Genomic DNA, 12,845 nt, shown 5'->3' on the forward strand with positions numbered 1-12,845 from the left:
ATGTCGAAATCCGGTGACCGTATGTACACCGGCGATGTCGAGCCTACCCCTGGATCAACGGTCATCTTTTCGAGTTCCACCCAACGGGATAAGGAACGAATTCAGGGGTTGCCGCATTCCCTCCGGGGCCCGTCCGAAGGGCGTCCCGAGTGCTGCGGAAGGCACCATTCCGGTCGCGGCGGAGTCCGTCGTCCCCCGGGCGTGGCAGCCTTACGGGCGCCTTTTCGCACCCCTCCAACACGAGGGACCCCGGCGGCGGACGGTGCATCCGCTACGTCTAGAGTGGCGTGGTACGCGCAAGTCTTTACCGGCTCTTCATGTCCGGTGCTTGCTGGTTCTTGCTTCCACCAGGGGTGTGCGTGACGGCCGTCGAATCCCGTCCTGCGGGGGTGCTCGAGACGAGCGAAACGAGCTCCGGTCACCGGCCGTTCGGGGCCCGTGTCGGGGCGTTCGTGGCGCTGACGAAGCCGCGCGTCATCGAACTGCTGCTGATGACGACGGTGCCGGTCATGTTCCTGGCCGCCCAGGGCGTTCCGGACCTGTGGCTGGTGGTCGCCACCTGTGTGGGCGGCTATCTGTCGGCCGGCGGCGCCGCCGCGTTCAACATGTACTACGACCGGGACATCGACGCGCTGATGGAGCGCACCGTGCAGCGCCCGCTGGTGACCGGCATGGTCTCGCCCCGGGAATGCCTCGTCTTCGCCTTCGCGCTCGCGGCGGGGTCGACGGCCTGGTTCTGGGCGCTGGTCAACCCGCTGTCGGCGATGCTGTCGCTCGGTGCGCTGGTCTTCTACGTCGTCGTCTACACGATGTGGCTCAAGCGCCGTACCTCGCAGAACATCGTCTGGGGCGGCATCGCGGGCTGCATGCCGGTGCTCATCGGCTGGTCCTCGGTGACCAACGAGGTCTCCTGGGCCGCCGTCATCCTCTTCCTCGTCATCTTCTTCTGGACGCCGCCGCACTACTGGCCGCTGTCGATGAAGGTCAAGGACGACTACGAGCGGGCCAGTGTGCCGATGCTGCCGGTGATCGCGGGCAACAGGGCCGTCGCGCGCCAGATCGTCCTCTACAGCTGGGCCATGGTCGGCGTCTCGCTGCTGCTGTGGCCGCTGGGGTACACCGGCTGGTTCTACCCGGCCGTCGCGGCTGTGCTGGGCGGGTTCTGGCTCAAGGAGGCGCACGGCCTCCAGGCGCGCGCCAGGGCCGGGATCACGGGCGCGAAGCTCAAGGAGATGCGGCTGTTCCACTGGTCGATCACCTATGTGTCGCTGCTGTTCGTCGCCGTGGCCGTGGACCCTTTCCTGCGGTGATTACCGACGGGTAGCATCGGCTGTATGGCAGACACCACCCAGCCGGAGACGCCCGAGGGCGGCGAGCCGTCCGCCCAGCCCGCCGCGCCGGAAGCACCGGCCGAGCCGCCCGGGCCCGCCAACCCGTCCAAGCCCGCCAAGCCCTCCAAGGACGAGAAGCGGGCCGCACGGCTCGCCCGCCAGATCACGGCCTTCGCCGGGAGCCACGGCGGCGCCGAAGGGCAGATCGCCCACATCGGGCGCGGCGCCGTCCGGATCGCCCTCGTCGGCGCCGACGGCGAATGGGGCGTCCTCGTGGCCCCCTCCCAGGACGGCGCGCGGCGCGCCGCCGAGATCGCCGGACTGACCGTCAGGGACGACTTCGACGGCGAACTCGCCGCCAAGGTCCGCACCGGCCCGTACGAGTGGGCGCGGATGGCGGGCATCCAGCTCGGCGGACCCGGCAATCCTCCGGCGGCCGCCTCGTAGAACGCCCAGGCGGCCGCGTCGTACGCCTCGTAGAACGCCCCGGCAGCCACCTCGTAGGCGCCCCGTAGAACGCCTGGGCAGCCGCCTCGCGGAACGCCTGAGAACGGGTCCGGCGACACCTCGTGCCCCTTCCGTCCGTTAAGCCCTTCGATGCCGGAGGGCTTCAGCGGAGGGAAGGGGCGGGCGGCGATGCACGAGGCGACGGAATCCCCGGACACCGTGGTCCCGCCGACCGGCCCGGTCCCGCGCGACGGGCCGGGCCCGTCGGCGGTTGCGATCACCCTGCCACCGCTGGTCGACCAGCACAGCCACGGCACGGTGGACGGCGAGCTCGGAGTCGGCTCGTTCGAAACCCATCTGGCGGCCGCCGCCGGATCGGGCGCGGCCCCGGCGGGCACCACCTTCTTCGACAGCTGGACCGGTCTCGCGGTGCGCCGCTGGTGCCCACCGCTGCTGGGCATGGAGCCCCACTGCGCACCCGTCAGCTATCTCGCCCGCCGCCGTGAGCTGGGCGCCTACCGCGCCGCGCGGCTGCTGCTGCGCGGCGCGGGCATCGGCACCTTCCTGCTGGAGTCCGGCGCCAGGGACGGCCTCAGCACCCCGGACGAACTGGCCGCGACGGCCGGTGGCACGGTCCTCGAGGTGGTCCGCCTGGAGCCGCTGGCCGAGCAGGTCGCCGACACCTCAGGCACGGTCGACGCCTTCATCGGCAACACCGCCGAGGCGCTGTACGCGGCGGCCCAGCACGCGACCGCCTTCGCCATGGGGATCGCCTTCTGCGACGAGATCCCGCCCGACCCGCGCGAGGTGCGGCGCGCCGCCGCCCGCTGGCTCGCGCTCTCCGTACGCCCGGCCCGCGACCGCGCCCCCGACCCCGCGCTCGCCCAGCATCTGCTGTGGAGCGCCGTGGCGACCGGCCTTCCGGTGCAGCTGCACTGTGCCGATCCGCAGTCGCTCATCGGCTTCCTGCGCGCCACGGCGGGCTTCGGCACCGATCTGGTGCTGCTGCCGGACCGGCCGCACCACCGGCGGGCGGCCCAGCTCGCCGCGGCCTTCCCGCACGTCTACGCGGACGCCGGGCCGCGGCCCGGGGAGACCCTGGGCGAGGCCCCGTTCGGCAAGCTGCTGTTCTCGACGGGCGCGCGGGCGCTGCCCGAGCTGTATGTGACCGCCTCCCGGCTGTTCGGTCAGGCCATGGCCCGGCTGGCGGAGGAGTGGGTCGGCGAGGGGATCTGCACCCGGGCCGAGGCCCAGCGGATCGGCGGGCTGATCGCGGCCGGCACCGCGCGCCGGGTCTACCGGCTGGACGCGGCGGGCTCGGGCTCCGGCTGAGCCGTCCCGTGGCCGCCGGAGGGAGCGGGCACGGCCGCCGGAAGCGCGGCGCGCTCCCGCTGGGCGAGCAGCACCCGCAGCACCGCGATCCACACCAGGCAGGAGCCGAGCATATGAACGCCGACGATGGCCTCCGGGAGGTGGGTGAAGTACTGCACGTACCCGATCACACCCTGCGCGAGCAGCACGACAAGGAGCTCGAGGACGGTACGGCGCTGGGCGGCGGGGGCCCGCACGGCCCGCAGCGTGAACCACAGGGCGACGGTGAGGCCCAGCACGACGTAGACGAAGTCCACGTGCAGCTGGGTGATCTCCTGCCAGTTCAGCGGGATGCGGTGCACCTCACGGGCGTCACCGGCGTGCGGCCCCGCGCCGGTGACCACCGTGCCGATGACGATGAGCGCACCGGTCGCGGCGATCAGCAGCCAGGTCAGCTGGCGCACCGGCACGGCCACGAGCTCCCGTGGCCCGGCGTCGCCCTCGCGCGCCCGCCACCAGGTGAGCACGGCGACCGTGAGCAGCGCGGAGGACAGCAGGAAGTGCGAGCTGACGATGTACGGGTTGAGGCCGGTGAGCACCGTGATGCCACCGACCACGGCGTTGCCCATGACGATCCAGAACTGGGCCCAGCCGAGCCGGGTGAGGGGGCGGCGCACCGGCGTCCGGGCACGGGCGGCGATGATCACCAGGCCGACGACGGCACACAGGACGTACGTCAGCGTGCGGTTGCCGAACTCGATGGCGCCGTGGATGCCCATGTCGGAGGTCGGGGTGAGGCTCCCGGAGGTGCACTTGGGCCAGGTGTCACAGCCCAGGCCGGACTGGGTGAGCCGGACCGCGCCCCCGGTCACCACGATGACCACGGCCATCACCACGGTGGCCAGCGCGGCCCGCTCCACGAAGCGCGCGGAGGGCTGCCAGCGCCGGGCGATCAGCTCGAACGGATTCAGCGAATTCGGCACCCGCCCATCGTAGGCCGCCGCTTGTGCAGCTTTTCACGAGGGGCTGTGCGCCGGTGAACACCAGGGGTTGTGCTCCGGTGAAGCCGCAGGTCGCGGAGGGGCGGGCGGCTCTGGACAGTGGCGCGGACTACTCCCAGCGGAAGAAGCGGGCCGCCGCGCCCAGCCCCAGCACCGCCCAGACCGCCAGGATCCCCAGATCCCGCCACGGCACCCCGGCCCCGTCCTGGAGGACGTCCCGCAGCCCGCCCGAGAGCGCCGAGATCGGCAGCAGCTCCAGTGCGCTCCTTACGGCGCCCGGGAACTTGTCCAGCGACACGATGACGCCACCGGCCACGAGCAGCAGCAGGAAGACCAGATTGGCGGCGGCCAGGGTCGCCTCGGCCTTCAGGGTGCCCGCCATCAGCAGCCCGAGGCCGGAGAACGCCGCCGTGCCGAGGATCAGCAGCAGCGCCACGGAGAGCGGGTCGCCGTGCGGCGACCAGCCGAGCGCCAGCGCGATCGCGGTCAGCAGCACGATCTGCATCGCCTCGGTGACCAGCACCGCGCAGGTCTTGGCGGCCATCAGCCCCCACCGCGGCAGCGGTGAGACCGCGAGCCGCTTGAGCACGCCGTAGCGCCGCTCGAAGCCGGTGGCGATGGCCTGCCCGGTGAACGCCGTGGACAGTACGGCGAGCGCCAGCACACCGGGCGCCAGGAAGTCCACGGTGCTGCCGTCCGAGCCGGTGTCGACGATGTCGACGGTGCTGAAGAGCACCAGCACCAGGGACGGGATGACGACGGTCAGCAGCAGCTGCTCGCCGTTGCGCAGCAGCATCCGGGTCTCCAGCGCCGCCTGCGCCCGGATCATCCGCGGCAGCGGGGCCGCCCCCGGCCTGGGGAGGAAAGTGCCCGTGGCGGTCACGCTCGCAGCTCCTTACCGGTGAGCTCCAGGAAGACGTCCTCGAGGGTGTGCCGCTCGACCGAGATCCGGTCGGGCATCACCCCGTTCTGTGCGCACCAGGAGGTCACGGTGGCCAGCATCTGGGGGTTGACCTTGCCGGTGACGCGGTACGAGCCGGGCGTGAGCTCGGCGGCCGTGGAGTCGGCGGGCAGCGCCTTGAGCAGCGAGGCCAGGTCGAGCGCGGGGCGGCCGATGAAGCGCAGGGTGTTCTCGGCGCCGCCCCGGCACAGCTGCTCCGGGGTGCCCCGGGCGATCACCCTGCCACCGTCGATGATCGCCACATCGTCGGCGAGCTGCTCGGCCTCGTCCATGTAGTGGGTCGTCAGCATCACGGTGACCCCGTCGTTGCGCAGCTCGCGGATGAGGTCCCAGGTGGCGCGGCGGGCCTGCGGATCGAGCCCGGCGGTGGGCTCGTCGAGGAAGACCAGTTCGGGGCGGCCGACGACGGCCATGGCGAGCGCGAGCCGCTGCTGCTGGCCTCCGGAGAGCCGCCGGTAGGTGGTCCGGCCGCAGGAGCCGAGGCCGAGCCGCTCGATCAGCAGGTCCACGTCCACCGGATGCGCGTGCAGGGAGGCGGTGTGGCGCAGCATCTCTTCTGCGCGCGCGCCGGAATAAACGCCTCCGGACTGCAGCATCACCCCGACCCGGGGGCGCAGCGCCGGGGCGTCCCCCACCGGGTCGAGCCCGAATATCCGGACCGTCCCCGCGTCGGGGCGGCGGTACCCCTCGCAGGTCTCGACGGTGGTGGTCTTACCGGCTCCATTGGGGCCCAGAACGGCGGTCACGGTGCCCCGGCCGACGGACAGATCGAGCCCGTCGACCGCGGTCTTCGGGCCGTACCGCTTGACCAGGCCGACGATGTCGACCGCGGGCTCATCTCGCATGCCCGGCAGTCTACGAATCGCCGGGCCGTCCGTGGGCGGCAGGGCCGAAAGCCGTGGCCGGTGGTCCCGGTGCGCGCGACCTTCACCAACCGGTGCCGCGGACGCCCGCCGACCGGGCCCGGACGCGTTGCCGCAGGTGAGCCCCGGTCTCGGAGTTAGGCAGACCTAAGTGACGTACCACACCGGACCCGGTGATCTCTCCGCTTGTGGATCGCCGGAGAATTACGCAACAATGGCGTTGTGAAATACGCGAGCGAGGCTCCGAAGGAACGCGCGGCCGAGGCGGCCGCGCGGTCCGGCGCGCCCGCGTCCGCGCCGGAAGAGCAGCACGGCACCCGCAACCGGGTGGCGCGCTCCATCCTCGACCACGGTCCCTCCACCGCGGCGGAGCTCGCCCAGCGGCTGGAGCTGACCCAGGCGGCCGTCCGCCGCCATCTGGACACCCTCGTCGCCGACGGCGTCGTAGAGCCCCGGGAGAAGAGGGTGTACGGGGCGCGCGGGCGCGGCCGTCCGGCCAAGGTCTTCGCGCTCACCGACTGCGGTCGCGACGCCTTCGACCAGGCCTACGACAAGCTCGCCGTCGACGCCCTCCGCTGGATCGAGCAGAGCGCCGGGGGCGGCGAGGCGGGGCGTGCCGCGGTCGCGGCGTTCGCCCGCGCCAGGCTCGCCGCCCAGGCGGAGGGGTACCGCGGCGCCGTCGAGGCCGCCCCGCCCGGCGCCCGCACCGAAGCGCTCGCCGGAGCACTCTCCGCGGACGGGTACGCTGCTACGGCGCGCAGCGCACCGGTCGGCGAACAGCTCTGCCAGCACCACTGCCCGGTCGCCCACGCAGCCGAGCGATATCCGCAGCTGTGTGAGGCGGAGACCGAGGTCTTCTCCCAGCTGCTCGGGACCCATGTGCAGCGTCTGGCCACCATCGCCCACGGCGACGGGGTGTGCACGACGTTCGTTCCGAAGACCGGCAAGGTCGAGAAGACCGACACCAGCACCACCAAGACCACCACCGCATCTGCCAGCACGGCCGGGAGGAACCCCGAATGACTCTCCCCACGGAGACCGCTCACCCCGAGCTCGAGGGCCTGGGCAACTACGAGTACGGCTGGGCCGACTCCGACGTGGCCGGCGCCTCCGCCAAGCGCGGCCTCTCCGAGGAGGTCGTACGCGACATCTCGGCGAAGAAGTCCGAGCCGGAGTGGATGCTCAAGCTCCGCCTCAAGGGCCTGAGGCTGTTCGGCAAGAAGCCCATGCCCACCTGGGGCTCGGACCTGTCGGGCATCGACTTCGACAACATCAAGTACTTCGTCCGCTCCACCGAGCAGCAGGCCGCCTCCTGGGAGGAGCTGCCCGAGGACATCAAGAACACCTACGACAAGCTGGGCATCCCGGAGGCCGAGAAGCAGCGCCTGGTCGCGGGTGTCGCCGCCCAGTACGAGTCCGAGGTCGTCTACCACAAGATCCGTGAGGACCTCGAGGAGCAGGGCGTCATCTTCCTCGACACCGACACCGGTCTGCGGGAGCACCCCGAGCTCTTCAAGGAGTACTTCGGCTCGGTGATCCCGGCGGGCGACAACAAGTTCGCCTCGCTGAACACGGCGGTCTGGTCCGGCGGCTCGTTCATCTACGTGCCGAAGGGCGTGCACGTGGAGATCCCGCTGCAGGCGTACTTCCGCATCAACACCGAGAACATGGGCCAGTTCGAGCGGACCCTGATCATCGTCGACGAGGACGCCTACGTCCACTACGTCGAGGGCTGCACCGCGCCGATCTACAAGTCGGACTCGCTGCACTCCGCGGTCGTCGAGATCGTCGTCAAGAAGGGCGCCCGCTGCCGCTACACGACCATCCAGAACTGGTCGAACAACGTCTACAACCTGGTCACCAAGCGCGCCGTGGCCTACGAGGGCGCGACCATGGAGTGGGTCGACGGCAACATCGGCTCCAAGGTGACCATGAAGTACCCCGCCGTCTACCTGATGGGCGAGCACGCCAAGGGCGAGACCCTGTCCATCGCCTTCGCGGGCGAGGGCCAGCACCAGGACGCCGGCGCCAAGATGGTCCACATGGCCCCCCACACCTCGTCGAACATCGTCTCCAAGTCGGTGGCGCGCGGCGGTGGCCGCACCTCCTACCGCGGTCTGATCGAGATCGGCGAGGGCGCAGAGGGCTCCAAGTCCAATGTGCTGTGCGACGCCCTGCTCGTGGACACGATCTCCCGCTCGGACACCTACCCCTATGTGGACGTCCGCGAGGACGACGTGTCCATGGGCCATGAGGCGACCGTCTCCAAGGTCAGCGACGACCAGCTCTTCTACCTGATGAGCCGGGGTCTGTCCGAGGACGAGGCCATGGCGATGATCGTGCGCGGCTTCGTCGAGCCGATCGCGCGGGAGCTGCCCATGGAGTACGCGCTGGAGCTCAACCGGCTGATCGAGCTGCAGATGGAGGGCGCGGTCGGCTGACGCCACCCCCCTCCCCGCCCGGCGGGGGCCGAAGCCTCCGCCCGGGCACCCCCTTCAGGCCCATCAGGCAGAAAGCGAGCAGTACGACAGCCATGGCTGAAACCATCCCGGCCGGATCCACCACGGACGGCGTCATCCAGGTGGGCCAGCCCACCGATGCCCGGGTGAGCGCGCCCGCGTCGTACGACGTGGCCGACTTCCCGGTGCCCCATGGCCGCGAGGAGGACTGGCGGTTCACCCCCCTGGAGCGGCTGCGCGGTCTCCACGACGGCACGGCCGTCGCCGACGGCGGCGTCAAGGTCGAGGTCAGCGCCCCCGAGGGGGTCACGGTCGAGACCGTGGGCCGCGACGACGCGCGCCTGGGGAGGGCCGGCAAACCGGTGGACCGGGTGGCGGCCCAGGCGTACAGCTCCTTCGAGAAGGCGTCGGTCGTCTCGGTGCCCAAGGAGACGGTGCTCACCGAGCCGGTGCGGATCGCCGTGCACGGCGAGGGCGGCACCGCCTTCGGCCACCAGGTGATCGAGCTCGGCGCCTTCGCCGAGGCGGTCGTGGTCATCGACCACACCGGTGACGCCACGCTCGCCGCCAATGTGGAGTACCTGATCGGCGACGGCGCCAAGCTCACCGTGGTCTCGGTCCAGGACTGGGACGACACCGCGGTCCACGCCGGTCAGCACACCGCGTCGGTCGGCCGGGACGCCACCTTCAAGTCCGTGGTCGTCACCTTCGGCGGCGATCTGGTGCGGCTCCACCCGCGGGTCGTCTACGGCGCCCCCGGCGGTGAGGCCGAGCTCTACGGCCTGTACTTCACCGACAACGGCCAGCACCAGGAGCACCGGCTCTTCATCGACCACGACACCCCGCACTGCCGCAGCAACGTGGCCTACAAGGGCGCGCTGCAGGGCGCGGAGGCGCATGCGGTGTGGATCGGCGATGTGCTGATCCGGGCCGCCGCGGAGGGCACCGACACCTACGAGCTCAACCGCAACCTGGTCCTCACCGACGGCGCCCGCGTCGACTCGGTGCCGAACCTGGAGATCGAGACCGGTGAGATCGTCGGCGCCGGTCACGCGAGCGCGACCGGCCGCTTCGAGGACGAGCAGCTGTTCTACCTGATGGCGCGCGGTATCCCGGCCGACGAGGCCCGCCGTCTGGTGGTCCGCGGCTTCTTCGCCGAGCTCGTCCAGCAGATCGGGCTCCCCGAGCTCGAGGAGCGGCTCATCGACAAGATCGAGGCCGAGCTGGAGGCGTCCGTAGGATGACCCCGACCTTCGTACGCGTCTGCGCGCTGGACGAACTCGACGAAGACACCCCCAAGCGGGTCGAGCTCGAGGGCGTGCCGGTCGCCGTCGTGCGCACCGAGGGTGAGGTGTTCGCGGTCAACGACATCTGCTCGCACGCGAACGTCTCGCTGTCCGAGGGCGAGGTGGAGGACTGCCAGATCGAGTGCTGGCTGCACGGCTCCAGCTTCGACCTGCGCACCGGAAAGCCGTCCGGCCTCCCCGCGACGCGCCCGATCCCCGTATACCCCGTAAAGATCGAAGGGGACGATGTGCTCGTCTCCGTCACCCAGGAGTCCTGAGGCACCCATGGCCACGCTTGAGATCCACGACCTGCACGTTTCCGTCGACGCCGAGGGCGGCCCCCGCGAGATCCTGCGCGGTGTCGACCTGACCGTCAAGCAGGGCGAGACGCACGCCATCATGGGCCCCAACGGCTCCGGCAAGTCCACCCTGGCCTACTCGCTCGCCGGTCACCCGAAGTACACGGTCACCGGCGGCACCGTGACGCTGGACGGCGAGGACGTGCTCGCGATGTCCGTCGACGAGCGCGCCCGCGCCGGTGTCTTCCTCGCCATGCAGTACCCGGTCGAGGTCCCCGGCGTCTCGGTCTCCAACTTCCTGCGCACCTCCGCGACCGCGATCCGCGGCGAGGCGCCCAAGCTCCGCACCTGGGTGAAGGAGGTCAAGGAGGCCATGGAGCGCCTCCACATCGACCCCTCCTTCGCCGAGCGGAACGTGAACGAGGGCTTCTCCGGCGGTGAGAAGAAGCGCCACGAGATCCTCCAGCTGGAGCTGCTGAAGCCGGCGATCGCGATCCTCGACGAGACCGACTCCGGCCTCGACGTGGACGCGCTGCGGGTGGTCTCCGAGGGCGTCAACCGGGTCCGGGAGTCCGGCCAGGTCGGCACCCTGCTGATCACCCACTACACCCGTATCCTGCGGTACATCAAGCCCGACCACGTCCATGTCTTCGCGGCGGGGCGGATCGCCGAGTCCGGCGGTCCCGAGCTCGCCGACAAGCTGGAGGAAGAGGGCTACGAGGAGTACGTGAAGGGAGGCGCGTCCGAGTGACACGGTTGCCGGGCCTCCTCGACACCGAGGCGATCCGCAAGGACTTCCCGATCCTGGACCGGGTCGTCCACGACGGCCAGCGGCTCGTCTACCTGGACAACGCGGCGACCTCGCAGAAGCCGCGCCAGGTGCTGGACGTGCTGAACGACTACTACGAGCGCTCCAACGCCAATGTGCACCGGGGCGTCCATGTGCTCGCGGAGGAGGCCACGGCGCTGTACGAGGGCGCCCGCGACAAGGTCGCCGCCTTCATCAACGCTCCCAGCCGCGATGAGGTGATCTTCACCAAGAACGCGTCGGAGTCCCTCAACCTGGTCGCCAACATGCTCGGCTGGGCCGATGAGCCCTACCGGGTGGACCAGGACACCGAGATCGTCATCACCGAGATGGAGCACCACTCCAACATCGTTCCGTGGCAGCTGCTCTCGCAGCGCACCGGCGCGAAGCTGAAGTGGTTCGGCCTCACCGAGGACGGCCGCCTCGATCTGTCGGAGATCGAGCAGACCATCACCGAGAAGACCAAGGTCGTCTCGTTCGTGCTGGTCTCCAACATCCTCGGCACGGTCAACCCGGTCGAGGCGATCGTCCGCCGCGCCCAGGACGTCGGCGCACTCGTGGTGATCGACGCCTCCCAGGCCGCCCCGCACATGCTGCTGGACGTGCAGGCGCTCCAGGCCGACTTCGTGGCCTTCACCGGCCACAAGATGTGCGGTCCGACCGGTATCGGGGTGCTGTGGGGCCGCCAGGAGCTGCTGGAGGACCTGCCGCCGTTCCTCGGCGGCGGCGAGATGATCGAGACCGTCTCGATGCACTCGTCCACCTATGCCCCGGCGCCGCACAAGTTCGAGGCCGGTACGCCCCCGATCGCCCAGGCCGTCGGCCTCGGCGCGGCCGTGGACTACCTCACCTCGATCGGCATGGACAACATCACCCGCCATGAGCACGCCCTGACGCACTACGCGGTCGGCAGGCTCCTCGAGGTGCCGGACCTGCGCATCATCGGCCCCACCACGGCCGAGGAGCGCGGCGCCACGATCTCCTTCACGCTCGGTGACATCCACCCCCACGATGTGGGCCAGGTGCTGGACGAGCAGGGGATCGCGGTCCGGGTCGGCCACCACTGCGCCCGCCCCGTATGCCTGCGCTATGGAATTCCGGCGACCACCCGGGCGTCGTTCTATCTGTACTCCACGCCGGCCGAGGTCGATGCCTTGGTGGAGGGCCTGGAGCACGTACGGAACTTCTTCGGGTAGGGGCGTGCCGCGTGAAGCTGGATTCGATGTACCAGGACGTGATCCTGGACCACTACAAGAACCCCCATGGCCGGGGGCTGAGGAACGGCGACGCAGAGGTACACCACGTCAATCCGACCTGCGGTGACGAGATCACGCTCCGGGTGCGGCTTGACGGCGACACCATCGAGGACGTGAGCTACGAGGGTCAGGGCTGTTCCATCAGCCAGGCCAGCGCCTCGGTGCTCAACGAGCTGCTGGTGGGCAAGGAGCTGGCCGAGGCCCACCGGATCCAGGAGACCTTCCTGGAGCTGATGCAGTCCAAGGGCAAGGCCGAGCCGGACGACGCCATGGAGGAGGTGCTGGAGGACGCGATCGCGTTCGCCGGTGTCTCCAAGTATCCGGCCCGGGTGAAATGCGCCCTGCTGAGCTGGATGGCCTGGAAGGACGCCACGTCGCAGGCGCTGGGCGAGACCGCCGGAGGGAAGACCGCATGACTGAGAACACCGCCACCACCACCAAGCCCGCCAGCGAGGAAGAGGTCCGCGAGGCCCTGTACGACGTCGTGGACCCCGAGCTGGGCATCGACGTGGTCAACCTCGGCCTGGTCTACGGCATCCATGTCGACGACGCCAATATCGCCACCATCGACATGACGCTCACCTCGGCGGCCTGTCCGCTGACCGATGTCATCGAGGACCAGGCCAAGTCCGCGACCGACGGCATCGTCAACGAGCTGCGGATCAACTGGGTCTGGATGCCGCCGTGGGGCCCGGACAAGATCACCGACGATGGGCGTGAGCAGCTGCGCGCGCTCGGCTTCAACGTCTGACGGCTCCCCCCCCGGGCCTCCTGAGCGGCCCCCGTGCTTCGGCACGGGGGCCGCTCGCGTGTCCATGGCCCC

The 12,845-nt window shown here is 70.5% G+C and carries 14 protein-coding genes; 11 read left to right on the forward strand and 3 right to left on the reverse strand.

Translation table 11 applies throughout. The annotated features are described in order from the left end of the window. Positions 1-359 precede the first annotated feature (359 nt). From VT50_RS25390 to VT50_RS25400, 3 genes are all read left to right on the forward strand, one after another. Positions 360-1,310 (forward strand): heme o synthase, encoded by a 951-nt coding sequence (locus VT50_RS25390; protein ID WP_075200320.1) that lies wholly within the window; start codon positions 360-362, stop codon positions 1,308-1,310. Between the two features lie 24 nt (positions 1,311-1,334). Continuing rightward, positions 1,335-1,778 (forward strand): hypothetical protein, encoded by a 444-nt coding sequence (locus VT50_RS25395; protein ID WP_046085678.1) that lies wholly within the window; start codon positions 1,335-1,337, stop codon positions 1,776-1,778. Between the two features lie 189 nt (positions 1,779-1,967). Further along, positions 1,968-3,110 carry an amidohydrolase gene (locus VT50_RS25400; RefSeq protein ID WP_240529307.1) on the forward strand — a complete coding sequence of 381 codons (1,143 nt, stop codon included), beginning with the start codon at positions 1,968-1,970 and terminating at the stop codon, positions 3,108-3,110. Here VT50_RS25400 and VT50_RS25405 read toward each other — a convergent pair. The 3 genes from VT50_RS25405 to VT50_RS25415 all read right to left on the reverse strand — a co-directional run bounded on the left by VT50_RS25405 (position 3,074) and on the right by VT50_RS25415 (position 5,896). Continuing rightward, on the reverse strand, positions 3,074-4,072 hold the full coding sequence (locus VT50_RS25405) for a COX15/CtaA family protein (protein WP_046085679.1): 999 nt from the start codon (positions 4,070-4,072) through the stop codon (positions 3,074-3,076). The genes VT50_RS25400 and VT50_RS25405 overlap by 37 nt on opposite strands. A 127-nt stretch (positions 4,073-4,199) precedes the next feature. Continuing rightward, entirely contained in the window at positions 4,200-4,973 is a 774-nt protein-coding gene (locus tag VT50_RS25410; protein WP_046085680.1) for an ABC transporter permease, read from the reverse strand. Next, the gene (locus VT50_RS25415) at positions 4,970-5,896 is read right to left on the reverse strand and encodes an ABC transporter ATP-binding protein (protein WP_046085681.1); all 927 of its coding nucleotides are present in this window, start codon (positions 5,894-5,896) and stop codon (positions 4,970-4,972) included. Before VT50_RS25415 ends, VT50_RS25410 begins: the two co-directional genes overlap by 4 nt. 240 nt (positions 5,897-6,136) lie before the next feature. Here VT50_RS25415 and VT50_RS25420 point away from each other — a divergent pair, with 240 nt between their 5' ends. From VT50_RS25420 to VT50_RS25455, 8 genes are all read left to right on the forward strand, one after another. Then, positions 6,137-6,937, forward strand: a complete 801-nt coding sequence (locus VT50_RS25420) for a helix-turn-helix transcriptional regulator (protein ID WP_046085682.1) — start codon at positions 6,137-6,139, stop codon at positions 6,935-6,937. Beyond that, positions 6,934-8,355 (forward strand): Fe-S cluster assembly protein SufB, encoded by a 1,422-nt coding sequence (gene sufB / locus VT50_RS25425; RefSeq protein WP_046085683.1) that lies wholly within the window; start codon positions 6,934-6,936, stop codon positions 8,353-8,355. Before VT50_RS25420 ends, sufB begins: the two co-directional genes overlap by 4 nt. Positions 8,356-8,447: 92 nt before the next feature. Then, positions 8,448-9,617, forward strand: a complete 1,170-nt coding sequence (gene sufD / locus VT50_RS25430; RefSeq protein WP_046085684.1) for a Fe-S cluster assembly protein SufD — start codon at positions 8,448-8,450, stop codon at positions 9,615-9,617. Continuing rightward, positions 9,614-9,937: a bifunctional 3-phenylpropionate/cinnamic acid dioxygenase ferredoxin subunit gene (locus VT50_RS25435; protein WP_046085685.1), complete on the forward strand. Its 324-nt coding sequence runs from the start codon at positions 9,614-9,616 to the stop codon at positions 9,935-9,937. Before sufD ends, VT50_RS25435 begins: the two co-directional genes overlap by 4 nt. A 7-nt stretch (positions 9,938-9,944) precedes the next feature. After that, entirely contained in the window at positions 9,945-10,709 is a 765-nt protein-coding gene (gene sufC, locus VT50_RS25440) for a Fe-S cluster assembly ATPase SufC (protein ID WP_037949644.1), read from the forward strand. After that, positions 10,706-11,962, forward strand: coding sequence for a cysteine desulfurase (locus VT50_RS25445; protein WP_046085686.1), 1,257 nt, complete (start codon positions 10,706-10,708; stop codon positions 11,960-11,962). The genes sufC and VT50_RS25445 overlap by 4 nt, the downstream gene beginning before the upstream one ends. Positions 11,963-11,973: 11 nt before the next feature. Then, positions 11,974-12,438 carry a Fe-S cluster assembly sulfur transfer protein SufU gene (gene sufU, locus VT50_RS25450; protein ID WP_046085687.1) on the forward strand — a complete coding sequence of 155 codons (465 nt, stop codon included), beginning with the start codon at positions 11,974-11,976 and terminating at the stop codon, positions 12,436-12,438. Then, positions 12,435-12,773 (forward strand): metal-sulfur cluster assembly factor, encoded by a 339-nt coding sequence (locus tag VT50_RS25455; protein ID WP_046085688.1) that lies wholly within the window; start codon positions 12,435-12,437, stop codon positions 12,771-12,773. Before sufU ends, VT50_RS25455 begins: the two co-directional genes overlap by 4 nt. The last annotated feature ends 72 nt before the right edge of the window (positions 12,774-12,845 follow it).

Origin of the sequence: Streptomyces antioxidans (assembly GCF_000968685.2) — a bacterium.
GTDB classification, from domain to species: Bacteria; Actinomycetota; Actinomycetes; order Streptomycetales; family Streptomycetaceae; genus Streptomyces; species Streptomyces antioxidans.